Genomic DNA, 20,660 nt, shown 5'->3' with positions numbered 1-20,660 from the left:
CTACGTGGCGGCAGCCGTCACTTGAACCGGTCGACCAGTTTCTGAAGCGGGCTGCGATTGTCCTCGGGGGCTGGCTGTGGCTCTTTCACCTTGGCCGGGTTCTCCTCTGGCCTCGGAGCTGTCCCGGTCGAGGACCTGGGCGGTGCGGTGCGCAGGGCGACGGCGTTCATGAACCGGGCGCCGTCACCGGCGGCAAGGGCGGCGGCCCCGTCCGAAATGCCGCGCAGGACGTTTTCAAGCCAGTCCTCGTCGGCACGGGCGAAATCGTGCAGGACGTAGCCCGCGACGGCTTCCTTGCGCCCGGGATGGCCGATACCCAGCCTGACACGGTCATACGCCGCGCCGATATGGTCGTGGATCGACCGCAGCCCGTTGTGGCCCGCATGACCTCCGCCCGCCTTGACCCGCACCTTTCCCGGTGCGAGGTCCAGTTCGTCATGCAGCACGGTCACATCGGTGCTGTCGAGCTTGTAGAACCGCATCGCCTCGCCCACCGACTGCCCGGAGCGGTTCATGAATGTCTCGGGCTTCAGAAGCAGAACCTTCTCGGTGCCCAGGCGACCTTCGGAAATCTGCCCCTGGAACTTTGTTTTCCAGGGGGCGAACCCATGGTCCTCTGCAATCCGGTCCACGGCCATAAAGCCGATGTTGTGCCGGTTGCGGGCATATTTTGCGCCCGGATTTCCCAGTCCGACGAACAGTCGCATGTCGGGCCTCTTGCTTTGCCTGTTGCCGGTCCTTCTTGCCGCCTGCCGGTCGAAAAGGCCAGATGTTGCCGGGGCGTGGACAATGAGAAAGGCGGGGCCACATGTGCCCCGCCCCTGATTTTTCGACGAATGCGAAGATTACTCTTCGGCTTCGCCGTCTTCGTCTTCGGCGTCATTCGACGCGGCCGCCAGACCCGACGGGGCCGAGATGTTGGCGATCACGAAGTCGCGGTCGATCGTCGGCTTCACGCCTTCCGGCAGGTCGACCATCGAGATGGTGACCACGTCGCCGATGTTCAGGCCGGTCAGGTCCACGGTGATCTTTTCCGGAATCTCGCCTGCGGTGACTTCCAGTTCAACCTCGGGACGAACCACGGTCAGAACGCCGCCGCGCTTGATGCCGGGGGCTGCTGCGTGGTTGACGAAATCAACGTGGATGAACAGGTTGATCCGGCTGGTGCGGCGCAGGCGCATCAGGTCCAGGTGAGTCGGCAGGTCCTTGACGACATCGCGCTGCACGTTGCGGCAGATCACGCGCACGTCTTCGTGGCCTTCGACCTTGAGGTTGAAGAGCGTCGATTTGAACCGGCCCGCCTTCAGCATCTTGAGCAGTCGGTTGAACGGGACGTTGATCGGCAGCGGCTCGTTGTCGCCACCGTAAACGATCCCCGGAACCATGCCGTCGCGGCGTGCCTGACGAGCGGCGCCCTTGCCTGTCCCCGTCCGTTCCAGAGCTACGAGATCAGGAATCTCTCCAGCCATGTTGGTATCTCCAATGTTAGGGCGGGGCTCCTCCAAGGCTGTAGCCCCGCGTGAAGCCGCGCTCTTACAGCGGATCTGCTGCAAAGGAAAGGGGGATTTGCCCGATTTCCCCCTGATTATCGGATCAGGCCCAGCGACCGCCGAAATCCTCGGGTACCAGCAGGTTGTGGCGGCCCAGATTGGCGACATTCTTTTCGCCGCACAGCGCCATGGTGGTGTCCAGTTCCTTGCGGATCACCTCCAGCGCGGTGGTCACGCCCTTTTGCCCCATGGCACCCAGACCATAGACAAAGGCGCGGCCGACCATGGTCCCCTTGGCCCCCAGCGCCAGCGCCTTGAGCACGTCCTGGCCCGAGCGGATACCGCTGTCCAGATGCACCTCGATATCGCCGCCCACGGCGTCCATGATCTCGGGCAGGACCCGGATCGAGCTCAGCGCACCGTCAAGCTGACGACCACCATGGTTCGAGACAACGATGGCGTCGGCGCCCAGTTTGGCGGCCATCTTCGCATCCTCGGCATCCAGGATGCCTTTCAGGATCACCTTGCCGTCCCATTGCTCCATAAGTTTGGCGACCTTGCCCCAGTCGAGCGTCGGGTCGAACTGCTCGGCGGTCCAGGCACCCAGGTTGGCGGTGTCGGACACACCCTGCACATGGCCCACGATATTGCCGAAGTTGCGCCGCTTGGCGCCCAGCATCTCGATCCCCCAGGCCCATTTCGTCATCAGGTTGGCGATGGTCTTGGGTGTCAGTTTCGGCGGAGCGGACAGGCCGTTCTTCAGGTCCTTGTGGCGCTGACCCAGGATTTGCAGGTCAAGCGTGATCACCAGCGCCGAACACTTGGCGGCCTTGGCGCGCTGAATCAGGCGGCTGGTATAATCGGTGTCGCGCATGGTGTAGAGCTGGAACCAGAACGGGCGGCCGGTGGCCTCGGCCACTTCCTCGATCGAGTTGATCGACATGGTCGAGAGCGTAAAGGGCACGCCGAATTCATTGGCGGCGCGGGCGGCCTTGATCTCACCATCCGCATGCTGCATGCCCGTCAGCCCCACGGGCGCCAGCGCCACCGGCATCGCCACATCCTGTCCTACCATCTGGCTGGCGGTCGAGCGGCCCGACATGTCCACCGCCACCCGCTGGCGCAGGCGTATCAGGTTGAAGTCAGAAGAGTTCTCGCGAAAGGTCTGCTCGGTCCAGCTGCCGCTCTCGGCATAGTCGTAGAACATGCGCGGCACGCGGCGTTCGTATATCCGCTTGAGGTCTTCGATATTGGTAATGACGGCCATGTGCAGTCCCTCGAAATTGGTTAGTTTTATTTACCAATCATTTCATCGCTTGGCAATCCGCCCCGACCGCGACACTGTGCCCCCGACGATCAAGCTTGGGCAAGTGGCATGACAAAGTATTGGGAGGATTTTCCCGTTGGCTTCCGCTACGAATCGGAGCCTTGGGAGATGACCGGCGAAGAGATCATGGATTTCGCGCGCAAATGGGACCCACAGCCGTTCCATATCGACCCCGAGGCGGCCAAAGACGGACCCTTCGGTGGCATCATCGCCAGCGGCTGGCACACGCTCGTCACCGCGTTCGAGCGCTGGTATGCCTCTGGCCTCTGGGCAGAGGCCTCGATGGGTTCGCCGGGTATGACCGATGTAAAGTGGGTGGTGCCCGTGCGCCCGGGCGACATGCTGCGCGTCGTGGCGACGGTTACCGAAAGCATGGCGTCGCGATCGCGACCCGACCGGGGCCGGATCACGGTGCTCAGCGAGATCTACAATCAGGATGGCCAGAAGGTCGCCGAATACTCGGGCGTCAACATCCTACGGCGTCGGCCCTGACGGTCAGGCGCTGTGCGCGCCGTCCGACAGGGTTTTGACAAAGGCCAGAACCTCGGCCACCGGCTTGCCCGCGCCGATCTGGGCCACGATGGCCGAGCCGACAACGGCGCCATCCGCGACGCTGGCGATGGCGCGCGATTTCTCGGGCGTGTTGATGCCGAACCCCACGATCACCGGCAGATCGGTCGCAGCCTTGATCCGGGCTACTTCGGGGCCGACATCGGTCGCCTGCGCCTCGGCCGACCCGGTGATCCCGGTGATCGACACGTAATAGACAAAGCCCGAGGTGTTTTGCAGCACGCGCGGCAGGCGCTTGTCGTCGGTCGTCGGTGTCGCCAGACGGATAAAGTTCAGCCCGGCCGCCTGTGCGGGCAGACACAACTCGGCGTCTTCCTCGGGCGGCAGGTCCACCACGATCAGCCCGTCGATCCCGGCGGCCTTGGCATCTGCCAGGAACCGGCCGACGCCGCGGCTGTAGATCGGGTTGTAATAGCCCATCATCACGATGGGGGTGATGCCATCGGTCTTGCGGAACTCGGTCGCCAGATCCAGCGTCCGCTGCAAGGTCATGCCACCGTCAAGCGCCCGCTGACCGGCCAGCTGGATGGTCGGCCCGTCTGCCATCGGGTCGGTAAAGGGCAGGCCCAGCTCGATGACATCGACACCCGCGCCGGGCAGGCCTTTAACCAACTCCAGAGAAGTGTCGAAATCCGGATCCCCCGCCATCACATAAGAGACAAAGGCTTTCTTGCCTTGGGCATTCAACTCGGCGAATTTGGCGTCGATACGGGTCATCGGGCGTCCTTGCGTTCTGCTATCGGCCCGATGTGCAGAAAACCGCGCGGAAAATCAATCCCACACCCGCGAGACGGATCAGAAAGAGCGGTGAAACCGTAGCAGGACCGTGTTGACGCCGGGGTTGAACTCGGACACCGAGGCGTTCGACTTGTGCGTGATCGCCAGCGACACGGCATCACCATTGTCGAACCGATAGCCCACGCCCAGCAGGCTTCGGACCTCGAACCGGCTGCCCAGCGTGTTGCTGTCCTCGCCTTCAAAATAGACGCCGGGCAGAACGCTGGCTTCGATGAACCAGTTGCGGTCAAACGCATATTCGCTTGCAACCCCGGCGCCCAGGTGAAAATCGCCGTTGCTGTGCAGCGTGGCCGCCGCCGCCAGCCGGGCGCTCAACCTGCCGCGTTCCCAGAACGGCGTATGCTGGTACTCCAGTGACAAGACGGCCTGATCTTCGGAGCGTTCATATTGGAAATCGGCGTATCCCGACCCAAGGATCAGGGATTGCGCATGGAGCGGAGCGGCACAGCAGGTTGCCAGCAGAGCGATGTAAGCGAAGAATTTCATGGCGGCCTTCGGTCAGGAATGTTGCTTCCGCCCTCAAATGGTGTACCGACCTGTAAACCCGCAAGGCATCCAGGTTTCACGATTGCTCGACGTTTCGTGAGCGCGCCGCCGCGTGGTTTGGTCACATGGCTTGCGCATTTGCCCGCTCCCGCCTAGAAGGCCCCGTCGGATGGCATCAGGAGACGGTCATGGGTTTCAAAATGGGTATCGTGGGTCTGCCGAATGTGGGCAAATCGACCCTGTTCAACGCATTGACCCGCACCGCGGCGGCGCAGGCGGCAAACTTTCCCTTCTGCACCATCGAGCCCAATGTGGGCGAGGTGGGCGTGCCCGATGCCCGGCTGGACAAGCTGGCCGCGATTGCCAAGTCGAAACAGATCATCCCGACCCGCATGACCTTTGTGGACATCGCCGGTCTGGTCAAAGGCGCCTCCAAGGGCGAGGGGCTGGGCAACCAGTTCCTGGCCAACATCCGCGAGGTCGACGCCATCGCCCATGTGTTGCGCTGTTTCGAGGATGGCGATGTGACCCATGTCGAGGGCCGCGTCGACCCGGTGGCCGATGCCGAAACCATCGAGACGGAGTTGATGCTCGCCGATCTGGAAAGCATCGAGAAGCGTCGCGCCAATCTGGTGCGCAAGCTCAAGGGCAATGACAAGGACGCGCAACAGCAGGACCGGCTGCTGGCCATGGCGCAAACCGCGTTGGAAGAGGGCAAGCCCGCCCGCGTGGTCGAGGTCAGCGACGAAGACGCAAAGGCGTGGAAGATGCTGCAACTCCTGACCACCAAGCCGGTGCTCTATGTCTGCAACGTGGGCGAGGCCGAGGCCGCCGAGGGCAACGCCCATTCCGCCCGCGTCGCTGAAATGGCCGCCGCGCAGGGCAACAGCCACGTGATCATCTCGGCCCAGATCGAGGAAGAGATCAGCCAGCTCGAAGATGACGAGGCCGCCATGTTCCTGGAAGAGATGGGGTTGGAAGAGGCCGGGCTCGACCGGCTGATCAAGGCGGGTTACGCGCTTTTGCATCTGGAAACCTATTTCACCGTCGGCCCGAAAGAGGCGCGCGCCTGGACCATCCGCCAAGGTACCGCCGCGCCGCAGGCCGCGGGGGTGATCCATGGTGATTTCGAAAAGGGCTTCATCCGCGCCGAAACCATCGCCTACGACGACTATATCGCTTGTAACGGCGAGCAGGGCGCTAAAGAGGCTGGCAAGATGCGGTCCGAAGGCAAAAGCTACATCGTCAAGGATGGCGATGTTCTGCACTTCCTGTTCAACACCTGATCCTTGAGGCCGCCCAACCGGCGCTTGACCGAATCCGCGACTATGTTAGCGTGCTAACGAGTTTCTAGTTTCGCGGAGGGCGCCATGTCGGGCAAGCTTGTGATCACCAATATTGGCCTTTTGCTCTCGGGTAAGATGGAAGAGCCCATCTATGACGGCGATTGCGTCATTGCCATCGACGGGCGGATATCTGACTGGGGGTACGAGGGTGATCTCGACACCGAAGGCGCCGACACGCTGATCGACGCCAATGGCGTCACCCTGGCACCCGGCCTGATCGACAGCCATGTCCACCCGGTGGTGGGCGACTATACCCCGCGACAGCAACAGCTGCACTGGATCGACAGCACCCTGCATGGCGGCGTGACCACGCTGATTTCGGCGGGCGAGGTGCATATGCCGGGGCGGCCCAAGGATATCGTCGGTCTCAAGGCGATGGCGATCGCGGCACAGCGCTGGTACGAGAACTTCCGCCCTTCCGGCGTCAAGGTGATGGCCGGCGCGCCGGTGATCGAGCACGGCATGGTCGAGCAGGATTTCAAGGAACTGGCCGATGCCGGGGTCAAGCTGCTGGGCGAGGTCGGATTGGGCACAGTCAAGGACGGCAAGACCGCCCGCCAGATGGTCGATTGGGCGCGTAAGTACGGCATCCAATCCACCATTCATACCGGTGGCCCCTCGATCCCGGGATCGGGCCTGATAGACGCCGACATGGTGTTGGAAACCGGTACTGACGTGATCGGCCATATCAACGGCGGCCATTCGGCGTTGCCGGACGATCAGATCATGTGCCTGTGCGAAAGCTGCACCGCCGGGCTTGAGATCGTGCATAACGGCAACGAGCGCGCGGCGCTTTTGACGCTGAACACCGCGCGCGAGTTGAAGCAGATGGACCGGATCATTCTGGGCACCGATGGGCCTGCGGGCTCGGGCGTGCAGCCGCTGGGCATCCTGCGGATGGTGGCGATGCTGTCGGCGCTGGGCAATGTCCCGGCCGAGATCGCGTTCTGCTTTGCCAACGGCAACACCGCCCGTCAGCGCGAGCTGGATACCGGCCTGCTGGAACGGGGCTATGCCGCCGATTTCGTGCTGATGGATCAGGCGCAGCATGCGCCGGGCAAGACCATTCTTGAATCGGTGCAGTTGGGTAACCTGCCCGGCGTCGGCATGACTGTGATCGACGGGGTGGTGCGCAGTGAACGCAGCCGCAACACGCCGCCCGCAACCCGCTTGCCCCGGATCGTCAGCTAGGGCAGAACCTGCCCTGACGTCACCGGCAGGGAAAGGGCAGGAATTATGAGCGCACCGTTGCAAGGGCTGAAAGTGGTCGAACTGGCCCGTATTCTGGCGGGGCCGTGGATCGGCCAGACCCTGGCCGATCTAGGCGCCGAGGTGCTCAAGGTCGAAAGTCCCGAGGGCGACGACACCCGCAAATGGGGCCCCCCTTTCATCGAGCGCGAGGGCGACCGCTCGGCCGCCTATTTCCACGGTGCCAACCGGGGCAAGACCTCGATCGCGCTCGATTTCGGCGATGCGGGCGACCGCGACAAACTGCTCGACCTGATCCGCGAGGCGGATGTGCTGATCGAGAATTTCAAGGTCGGCGGGCTGAAGAAATTCGGCCTCGACTATGACAGCGTCAAAGAGGTCAATCCGCGCCTTGTCTATTGTTCGGTCACCGGGTTCGGACAGGATGGCCCCTATGCTCATCGGGCGGGCTATGACTTTCTGATCCAGGGCATGAGCGGCATCATGGACCTGACTGGCGATCCGGCGGGCGAGCCGCAAAAGATCGGCGTTGCCTTTGCTGATATCTTTACCGGGCTTTACGGCGTCATCGGCATTCAGGCGGCATTGGCCGAACGGGAACGGTCCGGGATGGGCCAGCATGTGGATCTCAGCCTGCTCGACTGCATGACAGGGGTGCTGGCCAACCAGGCGATGAACTTCCTTGCCTCGGGGCAATGCCCGACACGTCTGGGCAATGCCCATCCCAATATCGTGCCCTATCAGGTGTTTCCGGTGGCCGATGGCCATATCATCATCGCCTGCGGCAATGACCGGCAATATGGCACGCTCTGCACCATTCTTGGTGTGGCCGAGCTGATCAATGACCCACGCTTTGCCACCAATCCCGACCGGGTCGCGCACCGGGCCGAGATGACCGACCTGCTGACGGCGGCCTGCCTGAAATGGACCAAGGCGGATCTGCTGGCCGCGTTGGAGAAGGGTGGCGTGCCGGGTGGGCCGATCAACTCGGTGGCCGAGGCGCTGGACGACCCGCAGATCGCCCATCGCGGCATGCGGATCGACCCCGAGGGCGTGCCGGGCCTACGCACACCGATCCGGTTTTCGCGTTCGGAACTGGTGCTCGACAGGGCTTCGCCAAAGAAGCCCGCCCGGTCATGAGATCTTCTGCAAGAGCCGGATCAGGTTGCGCTGCTCGGCCGGGCTGAGTGGCGCCAGCGTCTCTTCGGTGATCCGCGCGCCCACCTCTTTCATGCGCGCGACAAGCGCCTCGCCCTCAGGCGACAGCGAAATCAGCGTCCGGCGCTTGTCGTCGGGGTCGGGTTCGGTCAGCGTGAACCCCTTCTGCCGTAGCCGGTCGACTACGCCCTTGATGGTGGCGACGTCCATCGCCGCCAGTCGTCCAAGCCGGTTTTGTGAGCACTTCCCATGCTCGGACAGGCGCACCAGCGCGGCGAACTGGGTGGCGGTCAACCCTTCGACGGCATGGGCCTGAAAGATCGCTGCATGGCGCTGGCTGGCCAGACGCAGGATGTAGCCCACCTGATCGTCAAGCAGGTAGGGTCCGCTGTCATGGTCTGCCTTGTCGTCCATCTGTTCTTCTCTCCGGTCAGTACCGCGCCCGCAAAGGTGCGCGTCTCTCGCCCAATGGCCAGTCACACGGCAAGGTACTTGGTTGAAATCTCTGGGTTCGCATCCAGGTCCGAAAACTTCCCCTCGTACCGCATCGTCCCCTTTTCGATGATATAGGCCCGGTCCGACACCTCGCGCGCAAAATGCAGGTTCTGTTCCGAGATCAGCACCGACAGCCCCTCGCGCTTGAGCTCTGAAATCACGTTGGCCATCTGCTCGACGATCACCGGGGCGATGCCTTCGCTGGGTTCATCCAGCAGCACCAGCGAGGGGTTGCCCATCAGCGTCCGCGCGATGGTCAGCATCTGTTGTTCCCCGCCCGACAGTTGCTTGCCCAGGTTGCGCCGCCGTTCCGCGAGGTTCGGGAACAGTTGAAACAGGTGTTCGGTGGTCCATTGCGGGGCACCCTCGCGGGCGGGGCGGCGGCCCACTTCCAGGTTTTCCTCTACCGTCAGTTCCCCAAAGATGCGCCTGTCTTCGGGTACGTATCCGATTCCCGCACGGCAGATGGTGTGGGACGCTCGTCCTCTGATCTCTTGCCCGTCGTGGCGAATGCTGCCGCCGGTCTGGCGCACCAGACCCATCACCGATTTCATCGTGGTGGACTTGCCCGCACCGTTGCGACCCAAGAGCGCCACCACCTCGTTGTCGCCCAGTGTCAGCGACACGCCGTTCAGAATCTGCGCGCGCCCGTAGCGGGCGGTCAGGCCGTCGATCTCAAGCATTGCCGCGCTCCTTCTCGAACAGGCGGCCACCGCCCAGATAGACCTCTTGCACCAGCGGGTTGGTGCGGATCTCGGCGCCGGTGCCTTCGGCGATCAATCGGCCGCGATTGAGCACCAGGATCCGGTGGGCATGGGCGAACACCACGTCCATGTCATGTTCGGTAAAGACCACCGAGACCTTGCCGCGTGCCACGATATCCGCCGTCAGCCCCATCAGAGCCACGCGCTCGGACGGGGCCATCCCGGCGGTGGGCTCGTCCATCAACAAGAGCGCCGGTTCATGCGCCAGCGCAATCGCCAGTTCCAGCCGCTTCAGGTCGCCATAGGCCAGTTCCGAACAGGGCCGGTCCGCCTGTTCGCGCATCGATACCAGATCCAGCAGCGCCATCGCCTCGTCCAGATACATCCGCGTCGCCCGCGAAAACAGGTCATAGACCCGGCGGTGATGCGAGATCAGCGCCATCTGCACATTTTCCAGCACCGTCATCGACAGAAAGGTCGCGGTAATCTGAAACGTGCGCCCGACCCCCAGCCGCCAGATCCGGCGCGGCGGCGTCCCGATCAGCTCGCGCCCGTTCAGTTTGACCGAACCGGAACTGGGCGGCAGATAGCCGTTGAGCATGTTGAAACAGGTGGTCTTGCCCGCGCCATTGGGGCCGATCAGGGCCAGAAACTCTCCCTGTCGCAACTCAAAGCTGACATCGTCGACGGCCTGCACCCCGCCAAAGGCCTTGGAGAGGCCGCGCACCTCAAGAACCGGGGTCATGCCGCATCCCTCCGCACCAGTTGGATCAGCCGCCGGACGCCACCGGCCAGCCCGTCAGGCGCCAGCAGAACCACGGTCAGGATGATACCGCCGAAGATGAAGCGCCAATAGTCGAGCCGACTGACCCAATCCTCGATCAGCACCATCGCCATGGCGCCATAGACTGGCCCCGCCAGCGCATGGATGCCGCCCAGAAGGACCATGATCAGCCCGTCGATACTGTGCCCGATGCTGAGCGCGTCCGGAAAGACCGAGCCCTTGGAGAACACGAACACGACGCCCGCCAGCCCCGCCAGCGTTCCGGCCAGCGTAAAGCCCATCCATTGATGGAACCTTGTGTCGATGCCAATGGCTTCGGCCCGGATGCGGCTGTCGCGCACCCCGCGCAGGGTATAGCCAAAGGGCGAATGCGCCACCCGCCTGAGCAGCCAGATGCCACCCAGGCACAGGACCAGCGCCAGATAGAAATAGACCCGGTCGGACGAGGCCCATTCATCGGGCCAAACCCCCAGAATGCCGTCATCGCCGCCGGTGACATCCTGCCACTGGAAGGTCACACCCCACAGGATCTGCGCTGCCGCCATGGTCAGCATGGCAAGATAGACGCCGGACAGGCGCACGCAGAACCAGCCAAAGAACAGCGCCGCCAGCGCTGCCGCCACCGGCCCCAGCGCCATGGCGGGCAACATGCCCCAGCCCAGCACCTTGACCGCCATCGCCGCCGCATAGGCGCCGACCCCGAAATAGGCGGCGTGCCCGAAACTGACCATGCCCCCCACACCCATCATGAAATGCAGCGATACGGCAAAGAGTGTCGCCACCATGACGTCGACCAGCAGGATGGTGGTGAAATCCGACACCACCGCCGGGCTGAATGCCAGCATCGCCACCAGCGCCAGCAGCACCATGGTCGATCTCTGATCGAGCAGGCGCAGCGGCTGTTCCGGCTCTTCGGTGCCGCCATGCTCGCTGCCGGGGCGGCCGAACAGCCCATAGGGCCGCACGATCAGCACCGCCGCCATCACGACAAAGGGCAGCACGATGGAAATCTGCGGAAAGATCAGGATGGCGAATGCGTTCAGGACCGAGATCAGAACCGCGGCGACAAAGGCGCCGGTGACGCTGCCCATGCCGCCGATCACCACCACGACAAAGGCTTCGCCGATAATCGACAGATCCATTTGCAGCGACACCGCCTCGCGCGGGATTTGCAATGCGCCGCCCAACCCGGCGAGCGCCGAGCCCAGCACGAAGGCGGCCGAGAACAGCCAGGCCTGATTGACGCCCAGGGCGCCCACCATCTCGCGGTCTTGCGTTGCGGCGCGCACCAGAATGCCCCAGCGGGTGCGATGGAACACCAGCCAGATCGCGGCCAGCACGGCGGGGCCGATGGCGATCAGGGCCAGGTCGTATTCGGGGATCGGCTCGCCCATGAGGCGCACGGCGCGGTCGAGGCCGGGCGCGCGCGGGCCCAACAGATCCTCGGCCCCCCAGATCGCCAGCGTTGCGTCTTGTACAATCAGCACCACGCCAAACGTGGCGACCAACTGGAACAGTTCCGGCGCCCGGTAGATGCGGCGCAGGATGGTCATCTCGACCACCAGCCCGATGCCGCCCACCAGCACCGCCGCCGCCAGCACGCTGAACCAGTAGCCCGGTATGCCGCCTTGTAACGTGGTGACCAGCGTATAGGCCAGATAGGCCCCCAGCATGTAGAACGAGCCATGGGCGAAATTCACGATCCGGGTCACGCCGAAGATGATCGACAAGCCCGACGCGATCAGGAACAGCGAGGACGCGTTCGCCAGTCCCGTCAGCAATTGTGCGAGATAAAAGCCCATCAGGCCGGTCTTCCTCTGGTCAGGTCAGGGTCCCGAGGGGCGCGTGGCCCCTCGGGTTTCAGGGCGTTATTCCGCCGGGCGCAGCTTGGCTGCCTCTTCCTCCGACGGCAGATAGGCCGCGCCATCTGCATAGGTCCAATCCACCATCTTGGGCTGGCCATCGACCAGCGCGGTCTTGCCCACATAGGCGCCCATGGTCGATTGGTGGTCGGCGGCGCGGAAAATGAACGGGCCGGTCGGGCTGCTGGTCACTTCCAGACCTTCCATCGCGGCCAGCAGGGCGTCGGTGTCGGTCGAGCCTGCCTTGGTGATCGCCGCCGCAATCGACAGGACCGAGTTATAGCCCACGATCGAGCCGGTCTTTGGCGCCTCGCCGAACTTGGCCATATAGGCCTCGGCGAATGCCTTGTGCTCGGGCGTGTCGATATCGGTCGAGGGATAGCCGGTCACGATCCAGCCATTCGGCGTCTCACCTTGAAGCGGCTCCAGATATTCCGGCTCGCCGGTCAAGAGCGACACGACCGGGCGGTCGTCGAAGAGATAGCGCAACGAGCCTTCGCGCACGAACTTTGCCAGGTCGCCACCAAAGGTCACGTTATAGATCGCGTCGGGCTTGGCCGCCTCCAGCGCGCGCACGGTGGGGCCGGCGTCGATCTTGAAGACAGGCGGCCACTGTTCCTCTACAAACTCCACATCGGGGCGCAGGCGCGTCAATTCCGCCTTGAAGGCCGCGACCGCGTCCTGACCATAGGCATAGTTGGGCGCCACGGTGGCCCATTTCACCGCATCCAGCTTGGCCGCCTGTTCGGCCAGCATCGCGGCCTGCATATGGGTCGAGGGCCGCAGGCGATAGGTGTACTTGTTGCCCTTGGACCAGACGATGGCATCGGACAGCGGTTCCGAGGCCAGGAACAGCACCTGTTTCTGCTTGGCGAAATCCGACACCGCCAGCCCGATATTGGACAGGAAGGTGCCAAAGATCATCACCGCGCCTTCTTTGGCGATCAGCTCCTCGGCGATGCGGATGGCAGTGGCCGGGTCGCCGGTGTCGTCGCGGCTGACCACGACCAGCTCCTTGCCCAGCACGCCGCCTCCGGCGTTGATCTGTTCGATGGCCAGTTCCCAGCCCTTCTTGTAGGGCTCGGTAAAGGCGGGCAGGCGGGTATAGCTGTTCACCTCGCCCAGCACGATGGTTTCGGCGGCGCGGGCCAGTTGTGGCGACAGTGCCGCCAGCGGCAATGCGGCCAGAGCGCCCAGAACGGTACGTCTGATCAGTGTCATTTCAGTCCTCCTGTTGATCTGATAAGTGCGGCCGGTTGCTCCGACTTCTGCAAGTTTGATCGATGAAAGTAAATTGGTTTCAGTATGTTAGCGCAACCCGTCCTTGCCTTCGGCCTCGGCGTGGGTCAGCCCGCCGACGCGCGGAAGCGGACGGCCGCTGTCGGTGACGGCCACCGCGACCATGATTTCATTGGCGCGTGGCGCATCGTTCAGCCGCACTTCGATCCCGTCGAAATGGCTGCGGACATAGGCCGCGTCCTTGTGGCCCAGCGGCACATCCAGCACCTGTCCCGGGCTGCCCATCTTCTTGGACGAGGGCACCAGTGCCGCGCCTTTTTCCACCGCCTTGCGCAGGGGGGCGCCCAGCTTGGGGTGCAGGATGGCGGCGGCGTGTTCCAGCTCGCCATTCTCGCCCACCATAGCGGATTTTCCATAACTTTCAGCCTGTTGCGGCGTGATGCCGAGCGCCTGCACACAGCGCTCGCCCAAGAGCGCGCCCAGTTCCGCGCCGCTGTCCATCAGCTCGGTCAGGTCATCGACATAGCGTCCGGCAAACGGGTTCTCGATCACCGCCACGGCCACCGCCTTGCGGGTGGGCGGGTCGATCTCGCGGCCTGCTTCGATGCGGGTTTCTTCAATGATTACAGCGATCTTGCGGATCTTGGTCATCTCAGTCCGTCCTCTCCCTTGATCTGCCATGCCTCCAGCCCGCCTGAGCGTGAATGCACCCGCGGGCCGGTGGTCATGACCAGCATCAGCGCCATCTCGTCGGCGCGCGGTGCGTCGTTGCAGCCGACCTCCATACTGTCGAAATGACTGCGCACATAGGCCGCGTTGATATGGGTGATCGGGACGTCGAGCCGTGCCCCTAAGCCACTGACTTTCTTGGCAGAAGGGACGATCGCGTTGGCCTTGCCCAGCAGCTGCCGCATGGCGTAGCCACCCGGTGCGTGCCAGAGCGCGCCGTGTTCCAGCTCGCCCGCCTCGCCGATCAAGGCGCCCTTGCCATAGCCCTGGATGTTGTCGGGGCCGCCCAGCATATCAAGAAGCTGTTGCGCCATGCTCAGGCCAAGGGGCTTGAGGTCTTCCATAAAGGGTTGAATATCAACAACATAGCGCCCGGCGAACGGGTTCTTTATGATCGTCATGACCGAGGCCCGGCGCAGCGGCGTTTCCGCCACCGGCCCGCCTTCGTGATAGATCTCCTCCAGCGCAGACACGGTCTTGCGCACAATGACGTCAGGCATGTTCAAGGGTCTCCCGGCGGATTGGGGTTATCGTCTTGGGCGCGCCCGCCATGGCGGCGTGACCGCGCAAGTACAGGTGGGCGGCGCGGATTCTGTCCGTTTTGTACAGGGATTCGGCCAGCGATTGACCGTTTTGTACAGCGGTTTCCGCCTCACTTTCGGTGAGCGGACCGCAGTTCGTGACCACCAGCCTGTCGCCCAGATCGCTGTCATCCTTCACCGTGTTGGCAGGTGCACGGCGGATCGCGGGGTGGCCGGGCAGGTCGGTTGCATTGGCGATGAGCGTGGCCGACGCGTCGGCGGCGGCGGCGCTGCCGGCGAGCACCGTGACGCTCTCGGCGATGCCGAGGCTGAGGCTGCGCCCGCCTAGACCCGAGGTGGCGATGCCGCCGACCCCGTCACCCGCGCCGACCGAGATGCGGCCAAGGTCGCGCCCGTCGGGCGTGGCCATGGCGAGGGTGAAACGGGCAGCACCTGTCAGGTGCAGGGCGATATCGCCGCCGTTGTTCACATAGGCACGGGTCAGCGGCGTAGAGGAGAGCATTGCGGCCAGCACCTCGTCGGCCACGGCACCGGCAACGGCGGCCATTCGGGTGAGGCACAAAGCCAACAGCGGGCGGCAGGCGGCGTCCATGCGCAGCGCAACCGGACCAAGGGGCAGGGGCGCGTCAGGCACAAGTTCGGTTTTCAGGAGCGGTAGTTCACTGACCAGTTCCTCTAGCACCGTTGCAAACCGTGCTGTCGAGGCGGCAAACGCCGCCTCGCGCGCGCCCGGTCCGCCCTCGGCCCCGATGATCAGGTCAATGGGCCCGTGCTGCAAATGCAGCCGTTTGCTGTCGGGCAAGAGGGCGGCTGTGGGTCCGGTCATCCGGCATCCCCCCGCGACCAACGGTAGTTCTCGCGCGCGTTGGGGTCGGGCTGTTTCTCGCGCCTGGCCAGCTTGCGGTCGCGTTCCGAGACCACTTGCGCCACCGGTTTGATCTCGCTGACATGCCCGCCGAGCGTGCCGTAATCGCTGACCCGCATGGTAAACTCGATGGGCGCCACCAGCGCGGGCGTGGGCACATAGCCGAAAGAGTTCGAGGGCATCTCGGTCACGTCCACCATCACGGTAATGCCGCCGCCGGGCCAGACATAGGCCGCCGCCCCGCCGCAGGAGACATGGGTGAGTGAGGATTTCACCGATTTGGTGAGGCGCACCGGGTTCTCTGTTACGCCTGCGCGCAAGGAGCCGCCCGCGCCGCCCATGAACAGGACCGAACAGACCGAGGGTTCGCAGTTTTCCGCGATCAACTCGGCTGAGGCGCGCAGTTTCTCGGGGACCGGAACCGGCTGCGGCACCAGATCGGCGTCCAGCTCGTAATAGGCGAATTGCTCGCCCGTGGTGGAGACCATCATCAGCCGCAGGCCGGGCCAGGCCACGTCTGGCTTGAACTTGTCGAGAATGACCAGCGGGTCCTCGACATCGGTGCCGCCCCAGCCGGTGCCTGGATCGGCCACCTGGAAATAGCGGCCCGGGGTGGAGCGGCGGCCCTTGATGCGGATGCCGGTGGGCGGCACGTCGAGCATCTTGCCCGCCTGATGCTCGCTGAGCACGCCGGTGATGTGGTCGTCGACCACCACCACGTCATCGGCATGACCCAGCCATTGTTTCGCGAACATGCCGATGGCGGCCGAGCCGCAGCCGACGCGCATCAGCTTTTCCTCGACCCCGTTGATGATGGGGGCGCGGCCTGCCTGCACGATCAGCGTGGTTTCATGGCCCGGCTCGCCGATCACCATCTCTACCGCTTCGCAATTGCACAGGCGCAGGAGTGCGTCACAGGTGACGCGGCCCTCTTTCTTGGAGCCGCCGGTCAGGTGCTCGACGCCGCCCAGCGACAGCATTTTGGAGCCGTATTCGCTGGTCATCACATGACCGATGGGTTCGCCATCGACCCGCACCACGTCGCGTTCGTGGCCGATATGGCGGTCGGTGTCGATCTTCACCTTGACGCCGCAATAGGAGAAGATGCCCTCGGTCACCACGGTGACCATGTCGACTCCCTCGACCTCCTGACTGACGATAAAGGGGGCGGGCTTGTAATCGGGATAGGTGGTGCCGGCACCCACGGCGGTGACAAAGGCGCGGTTCTGCTGGACGATGTTGCCGTCCCAGTCATCGCCTGTCTGCGCGTCCTTGAGGAAGGGCACGACGCGGGTGCTGCCGCTTTCGATCACGGTGAGCGCGTCCAGGCGGACCAGTTCGCCGCCATGGTTGGCATAGCGGTCGCAGGCGCCGGATTTGCCATCGGCGATATAGCAGAGCACCGGGCAGGCGTCGCAGCGGATCTTTTCGGGGCGGATACGGTCAGTCATGTCCGGCTTCCTTCAGCGCGGCGCGCAGGCGGGCGGGGGTGACGGGGGTCTGGCGGAGCGCCACGCCGGTGGCGTGGCGGATCGCGTTGAGGAGTGCGGGGGCGGTGGGGATCAGGGCGTGTTCGCCCAAGCCCTTGGCGCCGTATGGCCCGTGTTCGTCGGGGTCCTCGATGATCAGGGTTTCGATCGGGGGCACGTCGCCGATGGTGGGGATCAGGTAGTCGTGCAGGTTGTCGGTGCGGCCGGGGATATATTCCTCCATCAGTGCCATGCCGAGACCCTGGGCAATGCCGCCCTCGACCTGGCCCTCGACCAGGGCGGGGTTTACGGCATGGCCTACGTCATGGGCAGCAGTGAAGCGCAGTGGGCGGAGGGTGCCAAGCTTTGTGTCGATCTCGACCACCGCCAGATGGGCGGCATAGCCGAACTGGGCGTAGGGCACACCCTGGCCGTTCTTGTCGAGCGGTTTGGTGGGCGGGTCATAGGTCTCGGAGGCGCCGAGGACATAGCCGTCGGCGTCCGGGGCAAGTTCGGTCAGGTCGATCACATGGGTGCGGTCCGTGTCGGTGACATGGATCCGGCCTTGGTCGAGCGTCAACGTGGCCTCGGGCCCGGCATTGACGCGGGTCAGGATCGCGGCGCGCAGCGCCGCCCCCGCTAGCCTTGCCGCATTGCCGGTCACAAAGGTCTGGCGCGAGGCCGAGGTCTTGCCCGCGTCGGGGGTCAGGTCGGTATCGGGGCCGATCAGCTCGATCCGGTGGGTCGGGATGCCAAGCGCGGTGGCGAAAAGCTGGGTGATGACGGTATTGGCGCCCTGGCCGATATCCATCGCCCCCTGATGCAGCACGAGTGTGCCATCGGCCCGGATGCCGCATTTGATGGTCGAGGGGTTGGGCAGCGAGGTGTTACCGCAGCCATACCAGCCCGCGGCGATGCCGACGCCGTGTTTCAGGACCGTGTTTTCGGCGTTGAATGCCTCGGCCGCGGCGCGTTCGCGGGCCCAGTCGGGTTTTAGCGCCTGCAAACAGGCGCGGATGCCGACGCCCTGGGTAAAGACCTGACCGCAGACGGTGGGCTGGCCGGTTGTCAGCGCGTTGATCAGGCGGAACTCCAGCGGGTCCAGCCCCAGTTTCCCGGCCAGTTCGTCGAACAGGGTTTCCTGCGCGATGGCGGCCTGCGGCACGCCAAAGCCGCGAAACGCGCCCGACGGCGGGCAATGGGTGTGGATGCCCTGCGCCTCGGCCCGGTAATCGCGGATGAAATAGGGGCCGGAACCATGCACGGGCACCCGGTTGGCCACGGTCGGGCCCCAGCTGGCATAGGCGCCGGTGTTGAAGCGGCCTTGCAGGCTGAACCCCTTGAGCCGCCCGTCGGCCGTGGCGCCGATGCGCAGGAGCAGTTCCGAGGGGTGGCGCTTGGTGCTCATCTGCATCGACTGCACCCGGCTATAGGCCAGCCGCACCGGCTGCCCCGTCTTCAGCGCAGCTATCGCCAGATAGGGCTGCACCGACATGTCAAGCTTCGAGCCGAAACCGCCGCCGACGCCGGTGGGGATGATGCGGATACGATCAGAGCCGAAGCCCAGCACCATTTGCAGCCCGTCGCGGTCCAGCACCGGGGCCTGGGTGCAGGCGTGGACCACGACCTTGTCACCGTCCAGATAGGCATAGCCCGCCTCGGGCTCGATATAGGCATGTTCGACAAAGGGGGTGGCATAGCGCCCCTCGACCACCACGTCCGAGGCAGCAAGCGCCGCCTCGGCATCGCCGCAGGCGACAAACCCGGTGACCATGACATTGCCCGCGCGGTCCGGGTGCAGCAGGGGTGCGCCGGGGGCGGTGGCGTCCGCGACGTTTTCCACCGCGTCGAGGCGGGTCCATGTCACCGGAAAGAGGGCGAGGTCGAGCGTTGCGGCCACATCGGGCGGGGCGACGATGGCGGCAACCGGTTCGCCGCGAAATCGGGTCTCCGTTTCGGCAAACACGGGCTGATCCTCGAACCCCGGCATCACGCCGAACCGGTTGCGGCCCGGAACGTCGGCGGCGGTCAGCACCGCCACCACGCCGGGATTGGCGCTGTGCCAGCTCTCGATATCGCCCAGCGTGAAGCCCGCGCGGGGGTAGGGCGCGCCCACCAGCAGGATCTCCAGCGTGCCCATGGGGGCGACATCGTCGCCATAGGCCTCGGTCCCCGCCACCTTGCCCGCGCCGTCGAGCCGGGGGATGGCGGCGCCGGAATGCCCGTCGTCCGAAAGGGGGGCGGGCAGCGGTGCGCCCGCCTGCATCACCGCCTGGATGATCTTGCGATAGCCGGTGCAGCGGCAAAGCACGCCGCCAAGTGCATCCTGAACCTGTGTCTCGGTCGGGGCGGGCGTTTCCCGCAACAGCGCGGTGGCCGCCACCATCATGCCGGGCGTGCAGATGCCGCATTGCGCCGCACCATGGGCGAGGAAACTGTCGCTGAGCCTTTGCGCCACAGGATCAGTCGCCAGCCCCTTGAGCGTATCCACCCGGCGGCCCGCCACCTGATGCGCGGGCGTCAGGCAGGCGCAGACCGGGGCGCCGTCGACCAACACGGTACAGGCGCCGCAATCGCCCGCGTCGCAGCCCACCTTTACCTCGCGCGCGCCGCAACGCTCGCGCAACATCCGCGACAGGCGTTCGCCCGGTTGCGGGGTGGCGCGCGCGGGCGCGCCGTTCAGGGTGAAATCTGTTGTTGTGGACAAGGGACGATCCATCACTGTCCTCCTGCGGCGCGGATGGCGCGGGCGATCTGTTCGGCCACCGCGTCCAGCCGGTATCCGGCGCTGCCGCGCACGTCGTCGATGGGCGAGAGCGGGGTGAGATGCGCAGGGGTGACGTGGATGTCTCCGAGGCACTGACCGATCAGGTCGGCCTCCAGCTCGGTCAGGCGTTGTGCGACGGGTGAACAGGAGCCGACCGCGACGCGCGCATGGTCGATCCGGCCGCTGGCGTCGCGCCCGATCACCACCGCGACCATGGCGATGGAGATCACCAGATAGCGGCGGCTGCCGAGCTTGTCGAAGGCACCCGCCGCATGGGCGGGCGGATCGGGCAGCAGGATGGCGGTGACCATCTCGGCCGGGGCAAGCGCGGTACGGCGGACGCCGGTCAGGAACTCGGACAGCGGCAGCAGCCGACGGCGGTCGAGCGAGGCCAGTTCCACCTGCGCATCAAGTGTCAAGAGCGGCGGCACGCCATCGGCGGCGGGTGACGCGTTGCAGAGATTGCCCGCAATGGTGCCCGCGTTCTGGATCTGGATGCTGCCCACCTCGCGCGCGGCGGCTTGCAGCCCGGCGAACGCAGCGGGCAGGTCGGTGCGGGCGATCCGGGTCCAGGTGGTGGTCGCACCGATGCGCCAGCCGCCGGGGCCGTGGGTGATGCCGGTCAGGCCCGCGATGCGGGTTATATCGAGCAGGTCGCGTTTCAGCGGCGCCGCGCCGCGCGCGGGATAAACATCTGTGCCCCCCGCCACGATGGTCACGTTGCCGGTGGTCAGATGGGTCAGGGCATCGTCCAGTGTCTCGGGCGCGTGATAGTGCATCCTTGGATCGGTCCCGTCCTGTGGTTGCCAATCTTGTTAGT

General features: G+C 64.8%; 20 protein-coding genes. 4 read left to right on the top strand and 16 right to left on the bottom strand.

All coding sequences use genetic code 11. The annotated features are described in order from the left end of the window. Positions 1-17: 17 nt before the first annotated feature. From pth to G0P99_RS08745, 3 genes are all read right to left on the bottom strand, one after another. Positions 18-707 (bottom strand): aminoacyl-tRNA hydrolase, encoded by a 690-nt coding sequence (gene pth / locus G0P99_RS08755; protein ID WP_164128995.1) that lies wholly within the window; start codon positions 705-707, stop codon positions 18-20. Positions 708-845: 138 nt separating this feature from the next. Further along, complete coding sequence (locus G0P99_RS08750) at positions 846-1,469, bottom strand: 50S ribosomal protein L25/general stress protein Ctc (RefSeq protein WP_164128994.1); 624 nt, start codon at positions 1,467-1,469, stop codon at positions 846-848. A gap of 124 nt (positions 1,470-1,593) precedes the next feature. Continuing rightward, on the bottom strand, positions 1,594-2,757 hold the full coding sequence (locus G0P99_RS08745; RefSeq protein WP_164128993.1) for an alpha-hydroxy acid oxidase: 1,164 nt from the start codon (positions 2,755-2,757) through the stop codon (positions 1,594-1,596). A gap of 108 nt (positions 2,758-2,865) precedes the next feature. Between G0P99_RS08745 and G0P99_RS08740 the strand changes: the two genes are divergently transcribed. Further along, positions 2,866-3,309 carry a MaoC family dehydratase gene (locus tag G0P99_RS08740; protein WP_164128992.1) on the top strand — a complete coding sequence of 148 codons (444 nt, stop codon included), beginning with the start codon at positions 2,866-2,868 and terminating at the stop codon, positions 3,307-3,309. A 3-nt stretch (positions 3,310-3,312) separates the two neighbouring features. On the opposite strand, the gene trpA is transcribed toward G0P99_RS08740, so the two are convergent. Both trpA and G0P99_RS08730 read right to left on the bottom strand, forming a co-directional pair. Continuing rightward, positions 3,313-4,104: a tryptophan synthase subunit alpha gene (gene trpA / locus G0P99_RS08735; protein WP_164128991.1), complete on the bottom strand. Its 792-nt coding sequence runs from the start codon at positions 4,102-4,104 to the stop codon at positions 3,313-3,315. 78 nt (positions 4,105-4,182) lie between these two features. Then, positions 4,183-4,671 carry an acyloxyacyl hydrolase gene (locus G0P99_RS08730; protein WP_164128990.1) on the bottom strand — a complete coding sequence of 163 codons (489 nt, stop codon included), beginning with the start codon at positions 4,669-4,671 and terminating at the stop codon, positions 4,183-4,185. A gap of 188 nt (positions 4,672-4,859) precedes the next feature. Here G0P99_RS08730 and ychF point away from each other — a divergent pair, with 188 nt between their 5' ends. The 3 genes from ychF (at position 4,860) to G0P99_RS08715 (ending at position 8,366) form a co-directional block, all read left to right on the top strand. Next, positions 4,860-5,957, top strand: a complete 1,098-nt coding sequence (ychF, locus tag G0P99_RS08725; protein WP_164128989.1) for a redox-regulated ATPase YchF — start codon at positions 4,860-4,862, stop codon at positions 5,955-5,957. Between the two features lie 84 nt (positions 5,958-6,041). Further along, positions 6,042-7,208: an amidohydrolase family protein gene (locus G0P99_RS08720; protein ID WP_164128988.1), complete on the top strand. Its 1,167-nt coding sequence runs from the start codon at positions 6,042-6,044 to the stop codon at positions 7,206-7,208. A 45-nt stretch (positions 7,209-7,253) separates the two neighbouring features. Next, on the top strand, positions 7,254-8,366 hold the full coding sequence (locus G0P99_RS08715; protein ID WP_203583024.1) for a CaiB/BaiF CoA-transferase family protein: 1,113 nt from the start codon (positions 7,254-7,256) through the stop codon (positions 8,364-8,366). Here G0P99_RS08715 and G0P99_RS08710 read toward each other — a convergent pair. The 11 genes from G0P99_RS08710 to G0P99_RS08660 all read right to left on the bottom strand — a co-directional run bounded on the left by G0P99_RS08710 (position 8,361) and on the right by G0P99_RS08660 (position 20,619). Continuing rightward, positions 8,361-8,798 (bottom strand): MarR family winged helix-turn-helix transcriptional regulator, encoded by a 438-nt coding sequence (locus tag G0P99_RS08710; protein WP_164128987.1) that lies wholly within the window; start codon positions 8,796-8,798, stop codon positions 8,361-8,363. The two genes, G0P99_RS08715 and G0P99_RS08710, sit on opposite strands and share 6 nt — an antisense overlap. Positions 8,799-8,860: 62 nt before the next feature. Further along, complete coding sequence (locus G0P99_RS08705; protein ID WP_164128986.1) at positions 8,861-9,562, bottom strand: ABC transporter ATP-binding protein; 702 nt, start codon at positions 9,560-9,562, stop codon at positions 8,861-8,863. Next, positions 9,555-10,328: an ABC transporter ATP-binding protein gene (locus G0P99_RS08700; RefSeq protein ID WP_164128985.1), complete on the bottom strand. Its 774-nt coding sequence runs from the start codon at positions 10,326-10,328 to the stop codon at positions 9,555-9,557. Before G0P99_RS08700 ends, G0P99_RS08705 begins: the two co-directional genes overlap by 8 nt. Continuing rightward, complete coding sequence (locus G0P99_RS08695; protein ID WP_164128984.1) at positions 10,325-12,169, bottom strand: ABC transporter permease; 1,845 nt, start codon at positions 12,167-12,169, stop codon at positions 10,325-10,327. Before G0P99_RS08695 ends, G0P99_RS08700 begins: the two co-directional genes overlap by 4 nt. 66 nt (positions 12,170-12,235) lie before the next feature. After that, positions 12,236-13,450 carry an ABC transporter substrate-binding protein gene (locus G0P99_RS08690; protein ID WP_164128983.1) on the bottom strand — a complete coding sequence of 405 codons (1,215 nt, stop codon included), beginning with the start codon at positions 13,448-13,450 and terminating at the stop codon, positions 12,236-12,238. 87 nt (positions 13,451-13,537) lie between these two features. After that, positions 13,538-14,119, bottom strand: a complete 582-nt coding sequence (locus G0P99_RS08685; RefSeq protein WP_164128982.1) for an amino acid synthesis family protein — start codon at positions 14,117-14,119, stop codon at positions 13,538-13,540. After that, positions 14,116-14,697, bottom strand: a complete 582-nt coding sequence (locus tag G0P99_RS08680; protein WP_164128981.1) for an amino acid synthesis family protein — start codon at positions 14,695-14,697, stop codon at positions 14,116-14,118. The genes G0P99_RS08685 and G0P99_RS08680 overlap by 4 nt, the downstream gene beginning before the upstream one ends. After that, on the bottom strand, positions 14,690-15,565 hold the full coding sequence (locus G0P99_RS08675) for a UPF0280 family protein (protein WP_164128980.1): 876 nt from the start codon (positions 15,563-15,565) through the stop codon (positions 14,690-14,692). Before G0P99_RS08675 ends, G0P99_RS08680 begins: the two co-directional genes overlap by 8 nt. Continuing rightward, positions 15,562-17,055 carry a 6-hydroxynicotinate reductase gene (locus G0P99_RS08670; RefSeq protein ID WP_164128979.1) on the bottom strand — a complete coding sequence of 498 codons (1,494 nt, stop codon included), beginning with the start codon at positions 17,053-17,055 and terminating at the stop codon, positions 15,562-15,564. The genes G0P99_RS08675 and G0P99_RS08670 overlap by 4 nt, the downstream gene beginning before the upstream one ends. Next, positions 17,048-19,792: a molybdopterin cofactor-binding domain-containing protein gene (locus G0P99_RS08665; RefSeq protein ID WP_164128978.1), complete on the bottom strand. Its 2,745-nt coding sequence runs from the start codon at positions 19,790-19,792 to the stop codon at positions 17,048-17,050. The genes G0P99_RS08670 and G0P99_RS08665 overlap by 8 nt, the downstream gene beginning before the upstream one ends. Further along, complete coding sequence (locus G0P99_RS08660) at positions 19,792-20,619, bottom strand: xanthine dehydrogenase family protein subunit M (protein ID WP_164128977.1); 828 nt, start codon at positions 20,617-20,619, stop codon at positions 19,792-19,794. The genes G0P99_RS08665 and G0P99_RS08660 overlap by 1 nt, the downstream gene beginning before the upstream one ends. Between the last annotated feature and the right edge of the window lie 41 nt (positions 20,620-20,660).

It is taken from the genome of Ruegeria sp. PrR005 (assembly GCF_010500245.1).
In the GTDB taxonomy this organism is placed as follows: Bacteria; Pseudomonadota; Alphaproteobacteria; order Rhodobacterales; family Rhodobacteraceae; genus Ruegeria_B; species Ruegeria_B marisflavi.
The sequence above is the reverse complement of the archived record's forward strand: the minus strand, read 5'-3'. Positions and strand labels throughout refer to the sequence as shown.